The following is a 24,719-nucleotide window of genomic DNA, read 5'->3' on the forward strand; positions in this document are numbered from 1 at the left end:
TTCTGTCACTGCTCCTGGGGACGGTGCTGCCGGGTAGGGGGGAAGTCTGCGGTGTCGGTGGTGCGGACGGCCAGCGTCCGGTCCGGATTGAGCCGTACGACGATATGGCGGCGCCAGGCGGTGTCGTCGCGGTCCGCGTGGTCCTCGCGCCAGTGGCAGCCGCGGGTCTCCGCGCGCAGGAGGGCGGCCGCGACCAGTACCCGGGCCACGCACAGGAGGTTGGTGGCCTCCCAGGTGTCGACGCCGGGCTCCGAGGTCTTGCCGTTCTCGTCCAGAGCGTCCCGGGCCTCGGAGTGCAGCCGCTGGAGGCGGTCGGCGGCCGTCCGGAGCGACTGCTCGGACCTCAGCACCCCTGCGCCGTCCGTCATGATCCGCTGGATCGCGAAGCGGTCCTCCGGGGCCAGCAGCGGGTGCGCCGGCCGGTCGGGATACGGCACGGGCTCGGGCACGCGCGCGTGCAGGCCCTCCTCGGCCCGTTCTCGCGCGATGTCGGCCGCGATGCGCTCGGCGTAGACGAGGCCCTCCAGGAGGGAGTTGGAGGCGAGCCGGTTCGCGCCGTGGACGCCCGTGCAGGCGACCTCGCCGCAGGCGTACAGGCCCGGCACGGTCGTCCTGCCCCGGGCGTCGGTGCGCACCCCGCCGGAGGCGTAGTGGGCCGCCGGGGCGACCGGGATGGGCTCGGTGACCGGGTCGATGCCGTGGGCGCGGCAGGCGGCGAGGATCGTCGGGAAGCGGTGCTCCCACATCTCGGCGCCGAAGTGGCGGGCGTCGAGGAACATGTGCTCGGCGCCCTGCTCCTGCATGCGGCGCATGATGCCCTTGGCGACGATGTCCCGGGGCGCCAGTTCGGCCAGCTCGTGCTGTCCGACCATGAAGCGCACGCCGTCCGCGTCGACGAGGTGGGCGCCCTCCCCGCGGACCGCCTCGGAGACCAGCGGCTGCTGGCCCTCCGCGTCCGGGCCGAGGAAGAGCACGGTCGGGTGGAACTGCACGAACTCCAGATCGCTGACCTCGGCGCCGGCGCGCAGGGCGAGCGCCACTCCGTCGCCCGTGGACACCGACGGGTTGGTGGTCGCGGAGAAGACCTGGCCCATGCCTCCCGTGGCGAGGACCACGGCGGGCGCGTGCACGGCGCCCACGCCGTCGTGCTGGCCCTCGCCCATGACGTGCAGGCTCACGCCCGCGGTACGCCCCTCGGCGTCCGTCAGCAGGTCCAGGACCAGCGCGTTCTCGATCGTGCGCAGCCCACGCGCGCGCACCGCCTCGACGAGCGCCCGGGAGATCTCGGCGCCGGTCGCGTCACCGCCTGCGTGCGCGATACGGCGGCGGTGGTGGCCGCCCTCGCGGGTGAGCTGGATGCCGCCCTCGTCGTCCGTGTCGAAGTGGGCGCCGGTGGACATGAGCCGGCGTACGGCGTCGGGGCCCTCGGTGACCAGGATGCGCACCGCCTCCTCGTCGCACAGCCCCGCACCCGCGACCAGCGTGTCGTCCAGGTGCTGCTCGGGGGTGTCGCCCTCGCCCAGCGCCGCCGCGATACCGCCCTGTGCCCAGCGGGTGGAACCGTCGTCGAGACGTGCCTTGGTGACGACGACCGTCCTCAGGCCCGCCGCCTCGCAGCGCAGGGCCGCGGTGAGGCCGGCGACGCCGGAACCGACGACCACCACGTCCGCGGAGATGGACCAGCCCGGTGCGGGCGCGTGCAGTCGTATGCCTGTGCTGGTCACAAGGCGGCTCCGTGAGGGTCGACGGGCTCGGGGGCTCCGAAGGAGAGGGGGATGTTGTCGATCAGCCGGGTCGTCCCGACCCGGGCGGCCACGGCGAGGACCGCGTCACCGGCGAAGTCGTCGGGGATCTCGGTGAAGTCGGACGGATCGACCAGGGCCAGGTAGTCCAGGACCAGCGGCGGGTCCAGCTGCGCCGCCTCGTCGAGGACGAGACGCGCGGCCGCGCGGACGGCGGCCGGACCGCCGGGTGCGGCCTTGGCGACGGCGTGCGCGTCGGCTGCGGCGCGCGACTCGCCTATCGCGCTGAGGGCCTCGGCACGCGCGCGCGTGGCGGGCACCTCACGGGCACGCGCGCGCAGGGCCTCCTGGGCGGCGTGCCGGTCGCGGCCCGCGAACAGGGCGCGGGACAGGGCGAGCGCGGTGTATCGCTCGGCGGGCGAGAGGTAGCGGTTGCGGCTGGAGAGGGCCAGGCCGTCGGGCTCGCGCACGGTGGGCACGCCGACGATGTCCACACCGAAGTTCAGGTCGCGCACCATCCGGCGGATGAGAGCGAGCTGCTGGGCGTCCTTCTGCCCGAACAGGGCCACGTCGGGGCGGGTGAGGTGCAGCAGCTTGGCGACGACGGTGAGCATGCCGTCGAAGTGGCCGGGGCGGGAGGCCCCTTCGAGGCGCTCGCCCATGGCTCCCGCAGACATCCGGACCTGGGGCTCGCCACCGGGGTAGACCTCGTCGACGGAGGGGGCGAACACGGCGTCCGCCCCGGCCTGTTCCGCGACCTTGAGGTCGGCGTCCAGGGTGCGCGGATAGCGCTCGAGGTCCTCACCCTTGCCGAACTGCAGCGGATTGACGAAGACGGTGACGATCACGAAGCCCTTGCCGCCGACGTGCCTCCGGGCCGCCCGGATCAGGCTGGCGTGGCCCTCGTGCAGGGCGCCCATGGTCATCACGACGGCGGTGCGCCCCGGCGCCGCGTAGTGGTCCTGGACGTACCGCAGGTCGTCCACCGTGGGGACGAGTTCGAAGGGACGTCGGCTCATCGGTCTTCCCCGTTCGCAGGGTTCTCGGGGTCCTCGGGGTTCTCCGGCGTCCCGGACTCCTCCGGGCTCCCGGGCAGGTGGGTGCCGTTGGCGAGTACCCCGAGGAGGTCCTCCGCGAGCTCGGGCTTGAGCAGTCCATGGGCAAGGGCCCGGTCGGCGGTCGCGCGGGCCATCGCCAAGTAGCCGGCCACGGCCTGGGGGGCGTGCTCGCGCAGCTCGGTGATGTGCGCGGCGACCGTGCCCGCGTCGCCGCGCGCGACGGGGCCGGTCAGGGCCGCGTCGCCGGAGCGCAGGGCGTTGTCCAGGGCGGCGCCGAGCAGCGGGCCGAGCATCCGGTCGGGGGCCTCGACGCCCGCCGCGCGCAGCAGCTCCATGGACTCGGCGACCAGGGTGACGAGGTGGTTCGCGCCGAGCGCGAGGGCCGCGTGGTACAGCGGGCGCCGCTCCTCGGCGATCCACTCGGGCTCGCCGCCCATCTCGATCACGAGCGCCTCGGCGGCCAGCCGCAGCTCCTCGGGCGCGGTGACGCCGAAGGAGCACCCGGCCAGGCGCTGGACGTCGACCGGGGTGCCGGTGAAGGTCATCGCGGGGTGCAGCGCGAGCGGCAGCGCCCCGGCGCGCAGGGCAGGGTCGAGCACCTTGGCCCCGTACCGCCCCGAGGTGTGCACCAGCAGCTGCCCCGGGCGTACGGCCCCGGTCTCGGCCAGGCCCTCCACCAGGCCCGGCAGGACGTCGTCGGGGACGGTCAGCAGGACCAGGTCGGCACGGTCCAGGACTTCGGCGGGCGGGACGACCGGCACGTCCGGGAGCATCAGCGCCGCCCGTCGTCTGGAGGTGTCGGAGACCCCGGAGACGGCGACCGGCCGGTGCCCGGCCAGCTGCAGCGACGCGGCGAGCGCGGGCCCCACCCGGCCCGCTCCGACCACGCCCACGGTGAGCCGCGCGGGGCGGTCCTTGGGGTCTGGCTGCTGGAATGTACTCACTCGACGGTGGCCTTCCCGTTCCAGTCCGCGCTGGGTACCGGACGATTTCTCGTCATGTTAACGCGATTGGGGTTCGGGGCGGTTTGGGGAGGGCCGGATCGCCGTTCAGCGTGCGGTGGTGAGGGCCCGGATCGTCGGGGTCCGGTAGAGGTCGCGCAGCGGCAGTGACGGCAGTCCGCGGGCGCGCAGGGCGGCGCTGACACGCACGGCGAACAGGGAGTTGCCGCCGAGCTCGAAGAAGTCGTCGTCGAGACCCACGGGCGTGCCGAGGACCGCCTCCCAGATCTCCCGGAGGGACTCGGCGAGACCGGTGTCACGCCCGGCATCGGGTCTGTCGCCGGAAGGTCCGGGTCCGGGCCGCACGGACGCCGTCGAGCGGACCGGGGCGGGCAGCCGGGCCGGGTCCAGCTTGCCGTTGATCGTCATCGGGAGGAGTTCGAGGGCCGTGACCGTGGCCGGGACCATGTGCTCGGGCAGGATGCGGGCGGCGCGCTTGCGGATGCCCTGCGGGTCGGCGGCCGGCGCGCCGTCGGCCGGTACGACATAGGCGTCGAGTCGGGCCGTGGCCGGGTCGGCGGGGTCGTCGCGGCGCACCACGACGGCCGCGGCGGCGACGTCCGGGTCCTCCAGGAGGACCGCGCGGATCTCGTCGAGTTCGATGCGGAAGCCGCGGATCTTGACCTGGCTGTCGATCCGGCCGAGGTGCTCCAGCCGTCCGTCGGGGCGCAGCCGGCCCAGGTCTCCGCTGCGGTACACGCGGGCCGAGGGACCGGGGGCGTACGGGTCGGGCAGGAAGCGTTCCGCGGTCAGATCGGGCCGGCCGAGGTATCCGGCGGCGACGCCCGCGCCGCCCACGCGGATCTCGCCGGTGACGCCCGGGGGCACGAGGCGGCCCCGCTCGTCGGTGACGTACAGATGCCAGCCCGGCAGGGCGGGGCCCACGGAGCGGGAGCCGGCGAGGGCGAGTTCGCGGGTCACGGTCTGGGCGGTGACGTGCACGGTCGTCTCGGTGATGCCGAACATGTTGACCATGCGGCAGGTGTTCTCGGGATGCCGGTCGAACCAGGGGAGCAGCATGCGGCTGTCCAGCGGCTCGCCGCCGAACACCACGAGCCGGACCGGCAACCGGGTGTGGTCGACCTGGAGGAGCTGGGAGAACGCGGACGGGGTCTGGCTGAGCACGGTGACGCGCCGGGCGAGGAGCAGGTCGCGGAAGTCGTCCGGGTCGCGGGTGACGAAGTACGGGACGACGACGAGCCGTCCGCCGGTCAGCAGGCAGCCCCAGATCTCCCACACCGAGAAGTCGAAGGCGGCCGAGTGGAACAGCGTCCAGGTGTCGTCGGCGCCGAGCCGGTACTCGTCCCGGGTGGCGTCGATCAGGGAGACGACGTTGCGGTGCGGCACGATCACGCCCTTGGGGCGGCCCGTGGAACCGGAGGTGTAGATGACGTACGCCGGGTCGTCGGGAACCGCGCCGGGAAGCTCCCCTCCCTCGGCGGGGGCGACGTCGGCCAGTTCGTCGGGGGTCAGCAGCACGACCCCGCCGTCGCACGGGAACCCGCCGAGGCGGGTCACCACGACGCGCGGCCCGGCGTCCGAGACGGTGTGGGCCAGACGCTCGGTGGGGTAGGCCGGGTCGGTCGGCACATAGGCGGCCCCCGCCCTGACGACGGCGAGCAGGGTGACGACGAGTTCCGCGGTCCGCTCCAGGCAGACGCCCACGCGGTCGCCGCGGCGCACTCCGCGGGCCCGCAGCCCGGCGGCCATACGGGCGGAGCGTTCGTCCAACTCCCGGTAGGTGAACTCCACTTCGCCGTCGCAGACGGCCACGGCATCAGGCGTGGCGGCCGCCACCCTCGCGAATGCCCCGGCCAGGGTGTCCGGTTCGGGCACGAGGGCGGTCGCGGGCCGCCCGAGCCGGGCCACGCGGTCCCGCTCGTCGGCGTCGAGCGGATCCACGTCCGCGACCGCCGTCCCCGGTGCGAGCGCCGACTGCCGGTACACCTCGCCGAAGTGCCGGGTGAAGCCCTCGGCGACCGCCGGCGAGACATGGCTGTGCCAGAAGAAGCAGGACAGCCGGGTGCCGCCGTCGGGAAGGGCCGAGAAGGCGAACGTGAGGGGGAAGGGCGGGGCGAGGCAGGGCAGCCGTTCCCGCAGCCCGGCGCCGCTGACGCCCGGCACGGGGCCACCACCGGACGGAACGCCGTGGACCCGGCCGTCCGGGTCCGGCACCGCACCCCGGGCCTGTGCCGTGGGCGCCCCGGCTTCGAGCGGCGGGGCCGGGCCGGGCTCGGCCTCCTCGAGGACGCCCGCGAGGACGGCCCGGGTCACCCGCGCCGGTTCCGCGGTGCCCAGCTCCCGCAGCGTGGTCGACGGGGGCACCGCGTACTCCAGCGCTCTCGCCACCCCGGAGATCGCGACCGTGGCCGAGCCCGTCGAGCAGTGGCCGTCGTAGCGGGCGAGGGTCAGGGCCAGTGCGGGCAGGCGGAGGGACACCGGTGTGGTGGCGTACGGGACCGGCAGGTCGAGGTGGTGCGTGCCGTGGGCCGTGGCGGACGGATCGCCCCCACCCCAGTCCGGGGCGTCGGCCATGGGCGGCGGCTCGGCGCGGGATCCGGCCGGTCGCGGGCAGGGCGACGGCGGGCGCTCCCCCGTCAGCACCTCCGCCAGGTGGCGCAGACCGGCCCCGTCCAGTCGGTCCCGGTGTGCCACGACGACCAGATCCGCCGTGCCGTCGGCATAGCGCAGCAGGACGCACCGCACGCCCCGGGTCACCGGGCGGTGCAGTTCGGCGTCGCGGCGGCGTACGGCGAGCGGCTGGGCCGGTGCGGCCGGCACGTCGTCCGCCCACAGCCGCCAAGGGCCCGCGACGGCCAGCCGCTCCTCCAGCCGCTGTACGCCGATCCCGGTCACCGAGACGCGGACCGCATGGCACTGTGCACCTGGCACGGTGTGTCCTCCCTGTCGTGTTCCTTGCCTGTCCGACTTCCGGCTTCCGTGTGCCGCCGCACCGCTCAGCGGGCCGTGAACCCGCCGTCCACCGTCAGGGTCGTCCCCGTCACCTGCCGGGCGTCGTCCGACAGCAGGTAGACCACGGCCGCCGCCACGTCCTCCGGCTCGATCAGCGCGTTCATCGGCTGCGCCGCGACGAACGTCTCCTCGTGCTCGCTCACCGGCACCTCGAGGGCCCGCGCGATCTCGGCGAGCATCCGGCCCTCGGCGGTCGGGTCGTCGCGGACCGAGCCGGGGCAGACGGCGTTGACCCGCACCTTCCTGGGCGCGTAGTCGAGCGCCGCCGCCTTGGTGAGCCCGATCAGGCCGTGCTTGGCGGCGACGTATCCGGCGAAGTGCCGGTATCCCACCAGGCCCGCCGTGGAGGCGATGTTGACGATGCTGCCGGCCCGGCGGGCGCTCATCGCCTTGCCGACCGTACGGATCATCCGCCACGCCCCGGAGAGGTCGACGTCGATCATCAGCGCCCACTCGTCCTCGCCGATCTCGTGCGCGGGCCGGCCCGAGGGCGCCGCGATCCCCGCGTTGTTGACCACACCGTCGAGCGGGCCGAACCGGTCCTCGGCAAGCGCGACCGCCTCCTCGACGGACGCCAGGTCGCGCACGTCGCAGCGGGCCGTGAGCACCCCGACACCGGCCTTGCGGCACAGCGCCGCGGTGTGCTCCAACTGACCGGCGGTGCCCAGCGGATACGGAACCCCCGGCAGGTCGTCGCAGAGGTCGAGCAGCGCGACGTCGGCGCCCTCGGCCGCGCACGCCACCGCCGTGGCACGGCCCAGGCCGCGGGACGCACCGGTGACGACGACGGTCTTCCCCCTCAAGCGCATGGCTCGCTCCCCCCGCGGCTCGGTGTCCGGTTCACCTGGCGTCGAGGTCGGCGGAGACGACGTCGAGCAGGTCCCCCGCGGACTCGGTCAGGTACATATGGCCGCCGGGCAGTTCGACGGACCGGAAGCCGGCGCCCGCGACCTTCGCCCAGGCCGCCGCCTCCTCGCGGCTGACGAGTTCGTCGTGGCTGCCGCGCAGCACGGTGAGCGGTGCGGGCAGCGGCAGGTCGGCAGCGGGCGTGTAGTTCTCGTGCATCTCCACGTCGGCGCGCAGCGTCGGCAGGATCAGCTCACGCATCTCCGGGTCGTCGAGCGCCTCGTGCGTGTAGCCGGCGAACTCGTGGACGCGGGCGAGGAACGCGTCGTCGGGCAGGCCCGTGGCGCGCCGGGTCCGCTGTTCGGCCGGGTGCGGGGAGCCGCTGACGAAGAGGCGGCCGAGTTCGGTGCCGCCCGGCTCGGCGGCCAGACGGTGGGCGAGCTCGTAGGCGAGGACGGCCCCCAGGCTGTGGCCGAACAGGGCGATTCTGCGCGGCAGTCCGGGGTCGGCGGCGAGCGCGGCGCGCAGGTCGCCGAGCAGGCCCTCGGTCGCCGTGCGGGCGTCGGTGTACGGCTCCTCGTCGATACGGCGCTCGCGACCGGGAAGCTGGAGCGGCAGGATCGCCAGACGCTCGCCCGCGACGCGCTGCCACGGGCGGAAGAAGGAGGCGCCCGCGCCCGCGAAGGGCAGGCAGACCAGGGTCGTGGCGGTGGTGCTCGTCGTCATCTCAGTGCGCCTCTCCCGTGCCGTCGGTTCTCGTCATCTCAGTGCGCCTGTTCCGCGTCGGCGGCGAGCCGGGCCGTGTACCGCACCGGCAGCCTCTTCAGGCCCCGGCTGGTGGAGTTGTCGAAGACCCACTCCAACCGGTCCTGGGGGACGGTGAGTTCGAGCCCGGACAGCCGGCGCAGCAGTGTCGGGAAGGCGACCGAGCCCTCGACGCGGGAGAGGGGGGCGCCGACGCAGAAGTGCGCGCCATGGCCGAAGGCGAAGTGGCGGTTGGCGGTGCGGGTGATGTCGAGGCGGTCGGGATCCTCGAAGGCCTGCGGGTCGCGGTTGGCCGAGTCCATGAGGATGTGGACGAAGCCCTCGCGGGGTATGGGGCAGCCGCCCAGTTCCATGTCCTCGGTGGCCACGCGCAGGGTGCCGCGGTAGACGGGCGGCTCGAAGCGCAGGAACTCCTCGACCGCCGACTCCGCCAGCTCCGGCTCGGACCGCAGGAGTTCCAGCTGGTCCGGGAAGCGGAACAGGGCCTGCATGCCGTTGCCGATGAGGTTCGCGGTGGTCTTGTGGCCGGCGATGATCAGCAGGACGAGGGTCGAGACGAGTTCGTCGTTGGTGAAGACGTCCTCCTCGTCGGCGGCCCGCAGCAGGATGGAGACCAGGTCGTCGCCGAGTCCTTCGGCCCGGCGCCGGTCGAGCAGCCCGATGAGGTACTGCTCGATGCTGTCGCTGGCCACCTTCAGCTTGCGGTTCGACTCCTCGTCCGCGAAGGGCGCACCGCTCAGCCAGTAGCCCCAGGCGTGCAGGTCCGGGCGGTCCTCGATGGGGACGCCGAGGAACTCGCAGATGACCCGCATCGGCAGGGTGAAGGCGAACTCCATCAGGTCGACCTCGCCCGACTCGGGCAGCGCGTCGATGAGTTCGTCGGTGATCTCCTGGATGCGGGGACGCAGCAGGGCCATCCGACGCGGTACGAAGGCACGGCTGACCAGGCGCCGCAGCCGGGTGTGCTCGGGCGCGTCCGCGGTGATCATGTTGCGGATCAGGACCGGGCTGCTGTCCTTGAGGAGGTCGCGGAACCAGGCGGGCGCGTTGTCGACGGACTTGGACAGTCGGGGGTCGGAGAACCCCTTGAGCGCGGTCTCGTAGTCGGCGACCACGTAGGCGTCCCCGCCCGGGGGGTAGTTGATGGGGTGCACGGGGCAGCCGGTCGCCCGCAGCCCGGCGTTGGCGGCGTGGGTGGCGCCGGGCGCCGGGTCGGGGTCGGTGAAGAACTCCGGCGGCAACCGGTCGCCGCCGCCCGTCGCGGCGGCCAGGGCCGTGACGGCGGGGTCGCCGTCGTGTGCCGGGGCACCCCGGCCGTCGGGCTGCGCCGGGACGGCGGCCCGGGCAGTCGTGGGGGCGGAGGTGGGCCGTGAGGTGTCGGCGGGCATCACGTCTCCTTGGAGGTCGGGTCCCCGGACGGGTCCGCCGTGGTGACGGCGTACGCCTCCGGCGGGGCGAGCTTGCGGATGCGAGGGCTGAGCGTGGGCAGGGCGGCGAAGCCCGAGACGATGCCCATGGCCGTGAACACCCAGGTGGGTCCGGCCAGATCGAAGATGGTGCCGACGCCGAACACACCGAGCGGGGCGGCGACCATCGACATGAACATCACGGCCCCGAGCACCCGGCCCTGCGTCTTGTCCGGTGCCATGGCCGCCAGATAGGCGAGGAACAGGGCGCTGGTGATCGGCCCGCGCAGGAAGACGCAGGCGACGATGATGCCGAGCGGGACGAGGCCGGAGACGGTGGCGAGCAGCACGGCGGCGACCGGCCCGATCCAGGCGGCGCACAGGAACACCACCGGCGGCGGCACACGCTTGATGATCGGGCTCGCGAAGAGCGAACCGACCACGCCGCCGATGCCGGCGATCGACAGGAGCAGGCCGGTGAAGGTGGCCGAGGCGCCCCGGCTCTCGGCGGTGGCGATCAGCGCCAGGAAGACACCGGTGTGGGTGAACGCCATGTTCGAGCCCATGATCCAGATGATCAGCAGCCGCAGTACGGGCTGCCGGGCCAGGAAGCGGAAACCCTCGGCGGCGTTGCGCTTCTCCCCGGGCGCCGCGTTCTCCACCTTCAGCGGCTTGCGGATGAACAGCAACAGCACGGACGAGACAAGGAACGAGACGGCCGCGGTCAGGAACGGGAAGGCACGCGCGACGGCGAACAGCGAACCGCCCGCGGGAGGTCCGCCCATGGTGGCCGCGAAGTAGCGGACCTGGTTCTGCGCGGTGGCCTGCGTCAGCTGCGAGGGCGGCACCAACTGCTTGATGACGGCGAGGCCGGTCGGGTTGGAGATGCCGAGGCAGGCCGCCGAGCCGATGGCGACGCCGAAGATGACGGCGGGGTGGGCGTGCCCGGTGGAGACGAGCAGCGCCAGCAGGCCGAGGAGGACGACGCGCACCATGTTGCAGGCGATGAGCAGCAGCCGCCGGTCGAGCCGGTCGGCGAGGGTGCCGCCCGGGATCGACATCAGACTGGCGGTGACCAGCTGCGCGGACCCGACGGCGCCCGCGTAGAGCGCGGAGCCGTTCGTGGCGAGGATCAGCAGCGGGTACGCGACCTCTGCGGTCTCCTTGGCCAGCGCGGCGAACGCCTCACTGGTCCACAGTGCCTGGAAGTCGGCGTTGCGCAGCAGGGGTTTGGGCTCCCGCGGCTGCTCCTGGGCCTGCGCCGGGAGCGCCGTCGCGGGAACGCTGTCGGTGATCGCGTCGTCCGCCGGAGCCGCACCCGGTCCCTTCTCCAGGTCGATGTCGGCCGGTCTGTCAGCCATGGTCACTCCATTCCTTGCCGGGCTTCGCTGACGTCGTCCCTGGGGTGCGGCGCTCCCCCGCGTCCAGCACGGCGAGGAGCCTGAGCGCCAGCGGGCCCGCGTGCGGCGGGGCGAGCATCGACCAGTGGTCGCCGGGCACCGGCTCGATGCGCAGCCCGCCCCAGTACAGGCCGGCCAGGCGATCGCGCAGCCGGTCCGTGCCGTCCGGCCCGCCGGCCCGCGCCGGTTCACCGGAGGCCTTGAACAGCACCGCACGGCAGGGCAGCGGCCGCGGCCGGTAGCGCAACAGCCCTGCCTGGCGGGCCGCGAACCGCCGTCGCTGGGCCGGGTCCCGGCGCAGCCGCCGGGCGAGCGGGCCGACGCCGAAGGCCGCCTCGGCCTGGGCGCGCAGGCCCGCGCGGAGGAACTCCGGGGCGAAGCCCACGGGCAGGCCGCCGGTGTCGGGCACGAACCCGTCCAGGCACACGAGCAGGTCGACGTGCTCGCCGCGCCGGATCAGCAGCCGGGCCAGCTCATGGGCGACGACGGCACCGTAGGACCAGCCCCCGATCGTGTACGGGCCTTCGGGCTGCGCCCGCAGCAGGGCCGCGAGGTGTGCCGCGGCGACGGCACCGACCGTGCGCGGTGTGCCCCTCGGGTCGTCGGTGTCCTCCAGCCCGAACACCGGTCTGCCGCCGGCGGCCGCCAGCTCGTCGGCGAGTTCCCGGTAGGGCAGCGCGTTGCCGACGGCGTCGCTGACGAGGAACAGCGGCCGCTGCCCCGGTCGTCCCTCGGCGAGGACGGCCACACCGGGGACCAGGGCCGCGCCACCGCCGGACGCGATCGTCGGCCCCCCGCCGGATGCCGGCAGCCGGCTCGTGACGGCCGCCACCAGGTCGCCGAAGGCGGGGTGCCGTGAGAAGTCGGTGACGGACAGCGCGCACCCGGTGTGCTCCCTGACCGCGGACATGAGGGTGACGGCCATGAGGGACTCGCCGCCCAGGGCGAAGAAGTCGTCGTCGTCGCGCGCGGCGCTCACCCCGAGGGTGCGGCACCACAGCTTCTCGAGCACGGCCCGGACGCCGTCCGGCCCGGGGACGGACCGGGGCGCGGCCGGCGCCGGTGCGGGCGGCCGCGGCTCCCGTTCGCCGCGCGGGTCATCGCCCAGGAACCGGTAGCCGGGCAGCGAGACGCGCACCGCCCCGGGTCCGGCGGGCTCCAGTACGTCGTCGATCGCGCGGTCGGCGCCCAGCTCCCACAGGGTGCAGAGCGCCGACAGCAGGGCGTCGTCGGCGGGTTCCCCGGGGCGCCCGGTCAGCCGCACGGCGGTGAACGCGGTGTCCCAGCCGGGGCTGCGGCGCAGTCCGCCGAGCATCGAACTGCCCGGGCCGAGTTCGACGTACGTCGTGCAGCCCGAGGCGAGCAGCGTCTCCATGGCCCGGGCCAGCAGCACGGGGCTGCGCAACTGGGTGGCCCAGTAGTCGGGGCGGACCACCTGCGCCGGATCGGCCCAGTCGCCGGTGGCGTTGGAGACGAGTGGCAGCCGGGGCGGGCGGGCGGGCACCGACGACAGGGACGCACGCACCGCCTCGGCTGCCGGTTGCATGGCCTTCGAGTGGAAGGCTCGCCGGGTGTGCACCGGCGTGACGGGCAGGCCCGCGAGCGTATCGGCCGCGAGCAGGTCGGCGACGGCGGCCTCGGGCCCGGACAGGACGACGGAGCCCGTGCCCTCGACCGCGACGGTGACCTCGCCGTCCACGGGGAGCCTGGCGGCGATCTCGCCGGCGTCGGCGGTGACGCTCACCATGCGGCCGGGTTCGGTGTCCCACATGGCGCGGGCCCGGCGGCACACCAGGCCGGCCGCGTCCTGCGGCGACCAGACCCCGGCGAGGGCGGCGGCCGTGTATTCGCCGACGCTGTTGCCGAGCAGGGCGGCGGGCCGTACCCCCCACTGCTGGAGCTGGCTGCCGAAGGCGTATCCGAGGGCGAACAGGGCGAGTTGCTGGTGCACGGTGTCGGCGAACCACTCCTGCGACGTGCCGTCCCCCTCCGCGACGACGGGCGTCAGGTCGATGCCGTGAGCGTCGAGCACGGTCTTGCGTATCGCGTCGAACGCCGTCCGGAAGCCGGGGAGCAGGCGATGGGCCGCCGCGCCCGCCGCGTGCCGCAGGGTGCCCTGGCCCGGGAGGACGAACGCGACCTTGCCGATCCTGCGCGGCTTGGCGGCGGCGTCCCGGGCGCACTCCCGCTCGGCGACCCCGCGCAGCAGCCGGGCCGCCTGCCGGGTGTCGCGCGCCGCGACGGCTGCCCGGTGCCGGTGCGCGCGCCGCCCGGCGAGGGTGCGGGAGACCTCGGCGACGGACGGCGCGGCCGGATCCGGCTCGAGCCGGTCGGCGAGCGCCCCGGCCATCCGGCCGAGGGCGTGGGACGCGGCCGCGGACACCAGCAGCGGCCGTGGCCCGCCCCGGTCCGGGAGCGGGGCGCGGCGGGGCGCGGACCGAAGGACCACATGGGCGTTGGTGCCGCCCACGCCGAAGGAGCTGACGGCGGCGACCCGGGCCCCGTCGTCCCGGCGGGGCGTCCACGGCTCGCACCGCTCGACGATCCGGAACGGCGAACTGTCCAGCTCCAGCAGCGGGTTGGGGCTGGTGAAGTGCGCGGTGGGCACGAGCCGGCCGTGCTCCAGCATCAGCGCGGTCTTGATCAGCCCGGCGACTCCGGAGGCCACACCGGTGTGACCGATGTTCCCCTTCACGGCGCCGAGCGCGCACCGCTCGCGGCCCGCCGCCGCACCCCCGAAGACATCGGCGAGGGCCTGCACCTCGACCGGGTCGCCGAGCCGGGTCGCGGTGCCGTGCGCCTCGACGTAGTCGATGTCCGCCGGGTCCACTCCCGCGATGCGCTGCGCGGCGCGGATCACCTCGCTCTGCCCGGTCAGGGACGGCGCGGTGTACGCCATTTTGTCGGAGCCGTCGTTGTTGACGGCGGTACCCGTGATCACCGCGGCGATCCGGTCGCCGTCGCGCACCGCGTCCGCGAGCCGCTTCAGCACCACCACGGCGACACCCTCGCTGGGCACCGTGCCCGCCGCCTCCTCGTCGAAGGGCCGGCAGCGGCCGTCGGGCGAGAGGATGCCGCCCGGCTCGTACAGATAGCCCCACTCCCCGTCGGGCATGACGGTGACGCCTCCGGCCAGGGCCGCGTCGCACTCGCCGCCGACGAGGGCGCGTACGGCGAGATGGGTGGCGGTCAGCGAGGTGGAGCAGGCCGTCTGGACGGTGAGCGCGGGGCCGCGCAGCCCGAGCTTGTAGGCTGCGCGGGTGGCGAGGAAGTCCTTCTCCCGCCCGATGTAGCGGGCGAGTTCACCCAGGTCGGGGTCGGTGTGCTCGCCCACCCGGTCGGCACCCGCGTACACCCCGATCCGGCCTTTGAAGCGTGTCGGGTCGAGGCCCGCGTCGTCGAAGGCGGTGACCGCGCACTCCAGGAACACGCGCTGCTGCGGGTCCGTCGCCGCCGCCTCGGCCCGGCTGTAGGAGAAGTACGCCCGGTCGAACCGGCGGGAGCCTGCGATGACACCCATGGCGGGGACGAAGTTGTCCCGGCGGACGTAGGAGGGGTCGGCGCCCCGGGCGATCAGCCGTTCGGGGTCGAAGCGGGTGATGCCGTCCGCGCCGGCCGTCAAGGCCGCCCAGTACTCGTCCACGTCGTCGGCCCCGGGCAGCCGGCAGGCCATGCCCACGACCGCCACGGCGCCGTCCCCGTGCATCCCTGCGCTCGGCACGGTCACACCCCCAGGTCGACGTAGAGATGGTCGAGGCCCACGTACGAGAGGTTGGGGCCCCACACCGCGGCCTCGGGTGCGAGCCGGGCGGCCGGGAAGCGCGCGGCGAAGCGGCGCAGCAGCACGGCCGCCTCCAGCCGGGCGAGCGGTGCGCCGACGCAGTAGTGCGGCCCGAACCCGAAGACCAGATGCTGCTCGGACGAGCCACCCTCGGCGGTGCCGGCCGCTTCGCCGGTGACCGGGCACGCCGCGGCCGGTGCGCCGCCGTCGGCGAGCAGGCCCTCACCGGTGAGGCTGACGAGGACGAGGTCCCCCTCCTTCATGTGCTCTCCGGCGAGCTCCTGGTCGTGGGCGACGACGCGGCCCAAGTGCCGCAGCGGCGGGCGGCGTTGCAGCACCCGCTCCACGAACGCCTCTGCGGCGCCGGGCCGCTGCTCGCGCACGGCGTCCCATACCCGCGGCTCGCCCAGGACGTCCAGGACCGTCGACGCGAGCAGCGACGACGTGGTCTCCAGGCCCCCGAAGAGGTTCATCGCCCAGGTCGCCGTCGTGCGCGCCCGGTCCTCCCGGGTCTCCTGCGGGAAGGCCTTCGGAGCGGTGGCCCGGGACAGGGCCTCGGTCATCTCCACCATCGTGCGGTGGGCCGCCGCGGCGTAGTCCCGGCGGTACATCGCACCGATGAACAGCGAGAGGGTGCGCGCCCAGCGGTGCAGCACCTCGGGCGGCTCGGCGACTCCGACGACGTGCGCCATCACCTTGCCGGAGAGCCCGTCGGCGACGGCCGGCACGACGTCGTGCGGCACGGCCCCGGCCAGCGCGTCGAGGCACTCGTCGGTGAACTCCTCGACGCGGGGCGCGAGAGAGCGTACGTACGAGGCCGACATCACCCGCTGCACCGGGCGGCGCAGCGCCGTGTGCTCGGGGGCGTCGGCCTGCACGAACCACAACCGCAGGAACTCGGTGAGCTCGCGGTACTCCTCGCGCGCGGCGCCGGTCATGTACAGCTGGAAGGAGCGCTCGAAGGTCCCGGATGTGAAGCCGGGGTGGTTGAGGACCTGCCGGGCGAGCCGCGGATCCGCGACGACCCAGCATTCGAGGCCCTCGTCCCACGCGAGCGGGGGCGTACCGTTCACGCGCCGCCGGCCTCCTTCTCGACGAGCGCCCGCAGGCCGGCCGGGGTCGGGGAGAGCAGGAAGTCGCGCAGCCGCACGCTCACACCGAGGCGCTCCTTCACCTTGCGCATGAGGCGCACCGCACCGAGGGAGTTGCCGCCCACCATGAAGAAATCGGTGTCGGCGTCGATCACGGCCCCCGGCTCGGCTTCCTCGGTGAGCTCGGCGAACAGCTCGATGATGCGGGCGGTCGTGGCCGCGCCCTCGGCCTCCGCGGCCCGGGTCGCCTGCCCCGCGGGTACGGCGCGGGCGGTGAGGGCACGCCGGTCGACCTTGCCGTTGGCAGTGACCGGGATGCGGTCCACGATCGTCCACAGGGTGGGGACCATGTAGGCGGGCAGCCTCTGCTGGAGCAGGGCACGCAGGTCCGTGGCGGCGAGGGCGGCGCCCGCGGCCGGAACCACCGCGGCGACCAGCCGTTTGTCGGCGCTGTCCCCGTCGGTGACCTGTACGACGGCGTCCTGGACGGCGGGGTGCTCGGTCAGCACATCACTGATGGCGCTGAGTTCGACCCGGTAGCCGCGCAGTTTGACCTGGTCGTCGGCGCGCCCGAGGAAGCGGAGCCTGCCGCGGGAGTCGATGCGCACGATGTCGCCGGTGCGGTAGAGCCGCTCGGGCACGTCCGGCGAGAACTCCCCGAAGGAGCGCGCCGTCTCGTCCGCGTCCCCGAGGTATCCGTCGGCGAGGCCCGCTCCCGCCGCGTACAGCTCGCCGATCGCGCCGGGCGGCAGCAGCCTGCGTCGCCCGTCCAGGACGTAGACCCGGGTGCCGGGCACGGGCCGGCCGATGGGCAGCGGGCCGTCGACCTCGTCGGGCGAGGAGACCGAGTGTGTGGTGGTGAAGGTGGTGTTCTCGGTGGGGCCGTAGCCGTTGGTGACGACGATGCCGGGGTGGCGGGCCAGCACCCGGGCGGTGTGTTCGTGCGGCACCACGTCGCCGCCGGTCAGCAACTGCCTCAGGCCGGCGAGGGAGTCGGGCGCGAACTCCTCCACGAGCCGGAACAGGCCCGCGGTGAGCCAGGCCACGGTGATCTCGCGCTCGCGCAGGAAGGCGCCCAGTTCGGTGGGCGAGGCGAGCCCCGCCGGATGCACCTCCAGGGTCGTCCCGGTGAGCAGGGCGCCCCACACTTCGAGGGTCGAGGCGTCGAACGCCAGGGGGGACAGGCGCAGCATCCGCTCGCCCGGCCCCAGGCGCACGAACCCCGCCTCGTGCACAAGACGGATCACGGCGCGGTGCGGCACGGCGACGCCCTTGGGCTCGCCGGTGGAACCGGAGGTGAAGGCGACGTAGGCGAGCCGGGCGGGGTCCTGGGGCGCGAGCTCCTCACCGTCGGCGTCCGCCGGCCGCCAGCTGGGCTCCCACACCGCGACCGGCTCGGTGCCCAGCGCGCGGAAACGGCGCCCGGCGTCCCCGGCGACCGGTCCGACGAGCGCGGCCGACGGCCGGGCTCGGGCCACGATCCTCGCCAGATGGGCGTCCGTCGCGCTCTGCTCCACGCCCACGTAAGCGGCGCCCGACCACAGCACTCCCAGGACGGCGACGGCCTCGGCGACCGAACGCTCGACACCGACCAGCACCCGGTCGCCGGGACGGACCCCGGCGGCGCGCAGCAGCCGCGCCTGTTCGCGTGCGGCACCCGCCAGTTCCGCGTATGTGAGCCGGGCGGACCCGTCGCGTACGGCGACAGCGTCCGGAGTGCGGGCGGCGGCCGCGCGGAAGAGCGCGTCGAGGGAGGTGCCGGGGAACTCCCGGCGGGTGTCGTTGAGTTCGGCGAGCCGGGCGTGAGCGTCGGCGGACATGCAGCGCACGTCCTCCAGGCGCTCGGCGGCACCGGTGGCCAGTTCCCCGGCGCCGGCCACGAAGTCGGCGACGAACGCCCGGGTCTCGGCCTCGGTCCAGACACCGGTGGCGTATTCGACGTGGCCCGCATAGGCCGGGTCGGAGTGCCCGATGAGCATCGTCAGGTCGAACTGCGAGCCGCCCCCGTGGCCCTCCTCGACCCGCAGCCGTGCGGTACCCGCGTCGAGGGACTGCGGCACCAGCTGGTCGTGCATGCCGAAGCAGACCTGGACCAGCGGGTGGCAGCCGAGGCTGCGTTCGACCCCGAGCCGGGAGACCAGTTCCTCGAAGGGCAGGTCTCCCGCGTCGATGCTCTGTGCGAGCGAGGAGTGCACGGAGAGCAGGTAGTCGGCGGGGCTCAGCTCGTCGTCGATGTCGACGCGGACCGGGACGAGATTGCCCGCGACGACGATCAGCCGCTCCAGATCGCTGCTCCCGCGCCCGAGCAGCGGCACACCGACGAGCAGGCTGCGGGCCCCGGTACGGCGGCCGACGGCCAGGGCGAAGGCGCCGAGCAGGAAGGCGTACGGGGTGATGCCGAGCGCGCGGGCCCGCTCGGCGACGGCGGCGGTCACGGCGGGCCCGAGGTCCAGTGCGGTGCGCTCGCCGTCGGCGTCCTGGACGGCGGGGTGCTGCCGGTCCGCGGGCAGTTCCAGGGCCGTGGGCACGCCGTCGAGGTGGCTCTTCCAGAACGCGGCCTGGGCGTCCCACACACCGCGTGCCCGCAGGACTTCCTGACGCTCGCTCAGCACCCGTACGGGGACGGCGGGTCCGGCCCCCGGCTCGAGGCCGGTGCCGGTGCCGGTGCCGGTGCCGGTGCCGGTGCCGGTGCCGGTGCCGGTGAGTGCGGCGTGCCGTGCGAACAGCTCACGTAACAGCAGCCCGACCGCCCAGCCGTCGAGCACCATGTGGTGCGCGGACAGGACGACGGCGTCGCGGCCCGCCGGGTGCGAGAAGTACAGCAGCCGCCAGGCGGGCGCGGCCGACAGGTCGAAGGGACGGCGCCCCTGTTCGGCGCCCTCACGGCGGACGAACGCGTCGAAGTCCTCGACGGGCCCCTCGTGCACGATCTCCGTCAGCTGCGGTGCGTGGGAGGGCAGTACCTCCCGTACGACGTCGTCCTCGCCGTCGCCCGGGCTCTCCCGGAAGACCGTGCGCAGCCCCTCGTGGCGGGCGGCGGTCTCGGCGAGCGCCTTGGCGAGGGCGCCGCGGTCGATGCGACCGCCGTCCTCGGCGTGGCAGGTGAAGACGAGGTTGTACGGGGATCCACCGGCCACCCGTTCGATGAGCCACATACCACGCTGGGCCGGCGAGAGGGCCGTGTCCCCGTGAGGGCCCACCTCGGCGGTGACCTCGGTCGTCTCCTCGGCCCGCGCCCCGGCGAGGACCTCGGCGAGCGGCCGGCCGCCGAGCAGCTCCTTCACGGCGATGCGCAGACCGAGCCGCTCCTGGACCTGGGCGGCCAGGCGCATGGCCCGCAGCGAGTCGCCGCCGAGGGAGAGGAACGTCTCCGTGGCGAAGCTCGCCGGGTCCGTCCCGCCGAGGACGGCGGCGGCCAGCGCTTCGCGGGTCGGCGCCATCAGACGGCCTCGGCGGGGCTCGCGAGGAGATCGGCCTGGCCGCTGACGGTGGCGGAGCGGAACAGGTCGATGGTGCGCAGGGTCCGCCCGGAGGTCTGACTGAGGCGCTCCACCAGGACCACGAGAAGCAGCGAGTCGCCGCCGGCCTCGAAGAAGCTGACGTCGTCGTCGATGTCGTCGGCAGTGTCGATGCCGAGGATCTCGCGCCAGATGGACCGTACGAGTTCGAGCCGCTCCTCGGGGTCGTCCAGGTTGATCGTCTCGACGGGCTGTTCGAGCACGGGTTCCTCCGGTGAGGTGGCAAGGTCCGCGGCGCTGTGCCGCAGATCCGTCAGGAAGGCGGACACGGCGGAGTGATCGGTGACGTCCGCCGGGTGGTCGAGGGACAGCTCCAGTTGCCGGCCGTCGACGTCGTCGGCGATCCGGACGAACACCGCGAGGTCGTACTTGACGTAGAGGGGGTCGAGCGGGCGCAGCCGGCCGGTGACGCCGGGGGCGAGCACAGGAGTGTGCGGGGCGTCGTCGAGATTGAGCAGGACCGGGGTCAGGGGCGGCCAGAGCCGGGTCCGGTCGGGGTTGAGTTCGGCGGCGAGCGCGTCCAGCGGCACATCGGCGTCCATGAACGCCTCCATGCTCGCGACCCGGGCGGCGCGCAGCAGTTCGCGCCAGCTGGTGTCCGGCTCCAGCGAGATGCGCAGCACCACGGTGGTGATGAACATGCCGATGACATCGGCGGCGTCCGGATGGTCGCGGCCCGGCCAGGCGAAGGCGATCAGGAAGTCCCGCTGTCCGCTGCCGCGGGCCAGCGTGCCGGCGAGCAGGGCGACGCCGAGCATGAAGGTCGTGCACCCCTCCTCGGAGGCGACCGCCAGGGCCTTCGCGGTGCGCTCGGCATCCAGGCGGGTGGTGACGGTGGCGCCGAGCCGGGCGGCCTCCAGGTCGTCTCCGGCGCCGCGCTCGAAGGGAAGGCGTACGTCGACGGGTGCGCCGCGCAGCCGCTCGACGACCTCGGCGACCTGGGCGGCCACCTCCTCGGGCGAGCGGTCGGCGACGACCGAGGCGGGGTGCGGGGGATCGCTCAGCTTCGGCCGGGTGCCGGCGAGCCGGGCCCGGTAGACGGCGAAGATCTCCTCCAGGAGCATCGTGCGCGACAGGCCGTCGACCACGATGTGGTGCGAGACGAGGACCAGCAGGGTGCGCCGGGCGTCGAGCCGGACGACCACGGCCCGCGCGGGCGCGTCGGCACCCAGGTCGAACGGGGTGCCGCACAGCTGCCGCACGAACGCGTCGACGTCCGGGGCGCCGAGCCCCTCGGCCTCGGCGTCGCGCAGCACCGCCTCGCCCGGTTCACCGTGGGTGCTGTACTCGACGCGGCGGAGCCTGGCGTTGAACCGGAAGCGGGCCCGGAGCGACGGATGCCGGGCGATGGCCAGCCGGGCGGCCTCGACGAGCTGCCCGTGGTCCACCTCACCGGTGAACTCGACGACGGACGGGACGAGTTGGGTGGGTCTCTGCAGTTCGTCGCGATCGAGGACCCACAGACCCTGCTGCATCCGAGTGGCCGGGTACCAAAGAGACTCTTCCGGCACGTGTAACGACGAATCGGACAACAAGTGAGATTCCCCCGAAACTCATACAGCAATGGAACCGCTTACTGGAAGCGCAAATACAGTCGACGACACACGGAACACAACGACCCCCGCGCGGCATGTTTTCGCCGCAAGGCGCAGAAGGGGGTGTGAATCTAAGCAGGGCGGCACCGACGTCCAATGGCTGAATGACCCTAGGCAGCACCCGATGAACATGTCAAGGGCGGTCGGACTCGGCGGAATTCAACGCCCCCGGACCTGCCGATCAACCGTTATGCATTGCTTTTCGGCCACCTGGCTCAAAGCAATTCCGACACGCGGAACATGTCCAATTCATTGCACGCTCACGTGGCTCGAGAGTACATGGTCAAATCATTGAGCTTTGACCGACACTGATCGTGTACGTTGTCTCGCGGCGTCCCCGCCCCCGCCGGCTTCCACCGCACCAGGAGGAGGGGCTCAGCGCCCGGACGAAAGGACAACCGCCTTGAAAGTCCATGACGCCGCCATAACCAACGCCGCGATTTCCGGATGCCCCGTGCACCCTGGTGCGACGGCCGATCTCGTCGACCCCTGGCTGTACAGCGGCGGCGACGCACACGCCGTATGGCGCTGGATGCGCGCACAGGAGACCCTCACGCGCCAGGAGGTCGACGAGGAGCGCGGCTTCTGGAACATCGTGGGGTTCGACGACGCCGAACGCGTCCTGCGTGACACCGAGACCTTCACCTCGGAGCGCGGCACCATGCTCGACCTCCTCGGCACGGACGACCCGGCCGGCGGCAAGCAGCTCGCCGTCACCGACCCGCCGCGCCACACCGAGATGCAGACGCGCCTGAAGAAAGCACTTGCGGTGAAGGCCGTCGAGCGGCAGAAGGACATGATCAGACCGCTGGTCGTCGACCTGATCGCACCGCTCGGCGACGGCGGCACCTTCGACTTCGCCGAGGCGATGCTGGCGATGCCGATGTCCGTGACCGGCACCATGATGGGTCTGCCCAAGGCGGACTGGCCGTGGCTGAGCCGTCTGACGACCATCTGCATCGCCGCGGACGACCCGGAGTACCAGGACCCCGGCGGCAAGGCGGCCACCCTGGCGCGGGCCCACCGGGACCTGTTCGCGTACTTCCAGGACCTGATGCGCTTCCGCCGCCACAACCTCGGCGACGACCTGCTGAGCGTGCTGATCTCCACCGAGTTCGAGGGCCGCCACATGGACCCCGGTGAGATCGTGGCCAACTGCTACAGCCTGCTGCTCGGCGCGAACGTCACCACCCCGCACTCCCCCAACTACGTGATGGCGGAGTTCATCGACAAGGGCGTGCTCCAGGACTGGGCCGCGCACCCGGACGTCACCACCTCGGCCACCGAGGAGGCGCTGCGCTGGGCCTCGCCCGTCAACCACTTCCTGCGCTACGCCACCCGCGACGTGGAGATCAGGAACACCAAGGTCGGCGCGGGCGACGCGGTCGTCGTCTGGCTCGGTTCGGCCAACCGCGACGAGGCCGTGTTCCCCGACGCGCAGACCTTCGACATCCGCCGCAAGCCCAACAAGCACGTGGCCTTCGGCATCGGCCCGCACTACTGCATCGGGCACAGTGTGGCCCGTGTCACCTTACGCATCCTCTTCGAGGAACTGCTCACCCGCTTCGAGGACTTCCAGCCGGCCGGCAAGCCGGAACGCCTCGCCTCGAACTTCGTCTCCGGCTGGAAGCACGTCCCCATCACCGCCCGGCCGCGCCGCGGCGCCGGCAAGACCGGGTGACGCGACGATGGCCGTGACCGCGCCGTCCACCCCGTGGCTGCGCCGCTTCCACACCTCCGAACCCGGCGCGATGCGGCTGTTCTGCTTCCCGCACGCCGGTGGCAACGCCTCGTTCTTCCACCCGTTCTCGGCGCGGCTCGCACCGCGGGCCGAGGTACTGGTCGTGCAGTATCCGGGACGTCAGGAGCGGTTCGACGAGCCCTGCATCGAGGACCTGCACATACTGGCCGACACCGTGGCCGCCGAGCTCACCACGTGGGCCGGCGAGCCGTTCGCCCTGTTCGGACACAGCATGGGAGCCACGCTGGCGTTCGAGGTGGGCAGCCGGCTGCACGCCGCCGGGGCCCGCCCGAGCGCCCTGTTCGTGTCCGGACGGCGCGCCCCCTCGGTGCCCGCGCCCGGCTCGGTGCACCGGGCGAGCGACGACGAGCTGATCGCCGACATGAAGCTCCTGGGCGGCACGGACACCCGGATGCTGGACAACCCCGAGCTGCTGGCGGCGATCCTGCCCGCGATACGCAGCGACTACGTCGCCACGGAGACGTACCGCTACCGGGGGGCGCCCCGGCTCGACTGCCCCGTCGCCGCGTTCATCGGGGACGCCGATCCCCGCGTGGACGCCCCCATGGCCCGGGCCTGGGCCGCGCACACGACGGAAGAGTTCCAGCTGCGTGTATTCGGCGGGGGTCACTTCTTTCTCGTACCGCATCTCGCTTCCGTCGTGGAGAGTGTCGCAACGGTTCTCGACACGACAGGCGACCCTCAAGCATTCACCCGGAGTTAATGATTCCGGCCTCCGCCATGAACGTCCGAAGCCCTGAAGAGGATTCTCCATGAAATACCGCGTCATCGGCAGCGACCCGGCAACCCGCCGCGAGGTGAGCGTCCTGAGCCTCGGCTCGATGCTCTTCGGGACGGTGACCGACGAAGCGACGTCTTTGGCCATTCTCGATCGTTTCGTCGAGGCGGGCGGAACCTTCATCGACACGTCAAACAACTATGCGTTCTGGGTCAACGGAACGCAGGGCGGGGAAAGCGAGGAACTGCTCGGCCGCTGGATCCGCAGCCGGGGCATCGGCGACGAGATCACCATCGCCACCAAACTCGGCGCTCGCCCGAACGCACCGGCGACCGGTTTCAGCCTCGACGTCGAGGGACTTTCGGCCAAAACCATTCGGGAATCCGCCGAGCGCAGCAGGGAGCGCCTCGGTGTCGAGCGCATCCATCTCCTGTACGCGCACATCATGGACGAGAAGACCCCCCTCGAGGAGACCGTCACCGGCTTCGCCGAGGTCGTGGCCGACGGCGTCGCGGGCCTGCTCGGCGCGAGCAACCACTGGGCCTGGCGGGTGGAGGCCGCCCGCGGCATCGCCAAGGCCGCCGGGCTGCCCGGCTACGAGGTCCTCCAGCATCACCACAGCTACCTGCGCCAGCGCACCGACATCCCGAGCCTGCGCTCGCCCGACGGCAACCAGGGCCTGGTCAGCGCGGACCTGCTCAGCTATGTACGGGCCAACCCGTCCCTCACCCAGGTCGCCTACTCCCCGCTGCTGTCCGGGGCGTATGTGCGCGACGACAAGCCGCTGGGCCCGGGCTTCGAGCACGCGGCCACGCCCGCCCGCCTCCAGGCCGTGCGCGAGGTGGCCGACGAGACCGGTGCGAGCGCGAACCAGGTCGTCCTGTCCTGGCTGATGGACGGCGACATCCCGATCCTGCCGCTGGTCGGTGCGTCCTCGGTCGAGCAGCTCGACGACAGCCTGGCCGCCGTCGACCTCACGCTGACCCCCGAGCAGCGCGCCAAGCTCGACGGCGTGAACTGAACCCGTCCGCCGGCGGGGCACCCCGGACGCGGGTGCCCGCCG

The 24,719-nt window shown here is 73.4% G+C and carries 15 protein-coding genes; 3 read left to right on the forward strand and 12 right to left on the reverse strand.

Annotated features, from left to right (window positions below):
• Positions 1-5: 5 nt before the first annotated feature.
• The 12 genes from ABZ904_RS22920 to ABZ904_RS22975 all read right to left on the reverse strand — a co-directional run bounded on the left by ABZ904_RS22920 (position 6) and on the right by ABZ904_RS22975 (position 21,092).
• Positions 6-1,724 carry an L-aspartate oxidase gene (locus tag ABZ904_RS22920; protein ID WP_359394795.1) on the reverse strand — a complete coding sequence of 573 codons (1,719 nt, stop codon included), beginning with the start codon at positions 1,722-1,724 and terminating at the stop codon, positions 6-8.
• Positions 1,721-2,761, reverse strand: coding sequence for a pantoate--beta-alanine ligase (gene panC / locus ABZ904_RS22925; RefSeq protein WP_360997225.1), 1,041 nt, complete (start codon positions 2,759-2,761; stop codon positions 1,721-1,723). The genes ABZ904_RS22920 and panC overlap by 4 nt, the downstream gene beginning before the upstream one ends.
• On the reverse strand, positions 2,758-3,744 hold the full coding sequence (locus ABZ904_RS22930; protein WP_360997223.1) for a DUF2520 domain-containing protein: 987 nt from the start codon (positions 3,742-3,744) through the stop codon (positions 2,758-2,760). The genes panC and ABZ904_RS22930 overlap by 4 nt, the downstream gene beginning before the upstream one ends.
• Before the next feature lie 105 nt (positions 3,745-3,849).
• Positions 3,850-6,693, reverse strand: a complete 2,844-nt coding sequence (locus tag ABZ904_RS22935) for an amino acid adenylation domain-containing protein (RefSeq protein WP_360997221.1) — start codon at positions 6,691-6,693, stop codon at positions 3,850-3,852.
• A 65-nt stretch (positions 6,694-6,758) separates the two neighbouring features.
• Positions 6,759-7,583, reverse strand: a complete 825-nt coding sequence (locus ABZ904_RS22940; protein WP_361825310.1) for an SDR family oxidoreductase — start codon at positions 7,581-7,583, stop codon at positions 6,759-6,761.
• Between the two features lie 31 nt (positions 7,584-7,614).
• Positions 7,615-8,346, reverse strand: a complete 732-nt coding sequence (locus ABZ904_RS22945; protein WP_359394782.1) for an alpha/beta fold hydrolase — start codon at positions 8,344-8,346, stop codon at positions 7,615-7,617.
• 38 nt (positions 8,347-8,384) lie between these two features.
• On the reverse strand, positions 8,385-9,773 hold the full coding sequence (locus ABZ904_RS22950) for a cytochrome P450 (RefSeq protein WP_359394780.1): 1,389 nt from the start codon (positions 9,771-9,773) through the stop codon (positions 8,385-8,387).
• Positions 9,773-11,152 carry an MFS transporter gene (locus ABZ904_RS22955; RefSeq protein ID WP_360997218.1) on the reverse strand — a complete coding sequence of 460 codons (1,380 nt, stop codon included), beginning with the start codon at positions 11,150-11,152 and terminating at the stop codon, positions 9,773-9,775. The genes ABZ904_RS22950 and ABZ904_RS22955 overlap by 1 nt, the downstream gene beginning before the upstream one ends.
• The gene (locus tag ABZ904_RS22960; RefSeq protein ID WP_360997216.1) at positions 11,145-14,912 is read right to left on the reverse strand and encodes a beta-ketoacyl synthase N-terminal-like domain-containing protein; all 3,768 of its coding nucleotides are present in this window, start codon (positions 14,910-14,912) and stop codon (positions 11,145-11,147) included. The genes ABZ904_RS22955 and ABZ904_RS22960 overlap by 8 nt, the downstream gene beginning before the upstream one ends.
• 2 nt (positions 14,913-14,914) lie before the next feature.
• The gene (locus ABZ904_RS22965; RefSeq protein WP_360997214.1) at positions 14,915-16,045 is read right to left on the reverse strand and encodes a cytochrome P450; all 1,131 of its coding nucleotides are present in this window, start codon (positions 16,043-16,045) and stop codon (positions 14,915-14,917) included.
• Positions 16,042-19,503 carry an amino acid adenylation domain-containing protein gene (locus ABZ904_RS22970; protein WP_361825314.1) on the reverse strand — a complete coding sequence of 1,154 codons (3,462 nt, stop codon included), beginning with the start codon at positions 19,501-19,503 and terminating at the stop codon, positions 16,042-16,044. The genes ABZ904_RS22965 and ABZ904_RS22970 overlap by 4 nt, the downstream gene beginning before the upstream one ends.
• Positions 19,503-21,092, reverse strand: coding sequence for a condensation domain-containing protein (locus tag ABZ904_RS22975; protein ID WP_360997209.1), 1,590 nt, complete (start codon positions 21,090-21,092; stop codon positions 19,503-19,505). The genes ABZ904_RS22970 and ABZ904_RS22975 overlap by 1 nt, the downstream gene beginning before the upstream one ends.
• A 487-nt stretch (positions 21,093-21,579) precedes the next feature.
• Between ABZ904_RS22975 and ABZ904_RS22980 the strand changes: the two genes are divergently transcribed.
• From ABZ904_RS22980 to ABZ904_RS22990, 3 genes are read left to right on the forward strand one after another with little or no spacing between them, the layout of a single operon-like run.
• On the forward strand, positions 21,580-22,857 hold the full coding sequence (locus tag ABZ904_RS22980) for a cytochrome P450 (RefSeq protein ID WP_359394765.1): 1,278 nt from the start codon (positions 21,580-21,582) through the stop codon (positions 22,855-22,857).
• Positions 22,858-22,864: 7 nt separating this feature from the next.
• On the forward strand, positions 22,865-23,641 hold the full coding sequence (locus ABZ904_RS22985) for an alpha/beta fold hydrolase (protein WP_359394763.1): 777 nt from the start codon (positions 22,865-22,867) through the stop codon (positions 23,639-23,641).
• A gap of 49 nt (positions 23,642-23,690) precedes the next feature.
• Positions 23,691-24,677, forward strand: a complete 987-nt coding sequence (locus ABZ904_RS22990; protein WP_360997206.1) for an aldo/keto reductase — start codon at positions 23,691-23,693, stop codon at positions 24,675-24,677.
• Positions 24,678-24,719 lie beyond the last annotated feature (42 nt).

The organism is Streptomyces sp. NPDC046900 (assembly GCF_040644975.1).
Classification (GTDB): Bacteria; Actinomycetota; Actinomycetes; order Streptomycetales; family Streptomycetaceae; genus Streptomyces.

Excerpts from the sequence above, each read along its gene's own strand:
- ABZ904_RS22950 (WP_359394780.1), bottom strand. The coding sequence starts at position 9,773 with ATGCCCGCCGACACCTCACGGCCCACCTCCGCCCCCACGACTGCCCGG.
- ABZ904_RS22970 (WP_361825314.1), bottom strand. The coding sequence starts at position 19,503 with ATGGCGCCGACCCGCGAAGCGCTGGCCGCCGCCGTCCTCGGCGGGACG.
- ABZ904_RS22945 (WP_359394782.1), bottom strand. The coding sequence starts at position 8,346 with ATGACGACGAGCACCACCGCCACGACCCTGGTCTGCCTGCCCTTCGCG.
- ABZ904_RS22940 (WP_361825310.1), bottom strand. The coding sequence starts at position 7,583 with ATGCGCTTGAGGGGGAAGACCGTCGTCGTCACCGGTGCGTCCCGCGGC.
- ABZ904_RS22985 (WP_359394763.1), top strand. The coding sequence starts at position 22,865 with ATGGCCGTGACCGCGCCGTCCACCCCGTGGCTGCGCCGCTTCCACACC.
- panC (WP_360997225.1), bottom strand. The coding sequence starts at position 2,761 with ATGAGCCGACGTCCCTTCGAACTCGTCCCCACGGTGGACGACCTGCGG.
- ABZ904_RS22990 (WP_360997206.1), top strand. The coding sequence starts at position 23,691 with ATGAAATACCGCGTCATCGGCAGCGACCCGGCAACCCGCCGCGAGGTG.
- ABZ904_RS22955 (WP_360997218.1), bottom strand. The coding sequence starts at position 11,152 with ATGGCTGACAGACCGGCCGACATCGACCTGGAGAAGGGACCGGGTGCG.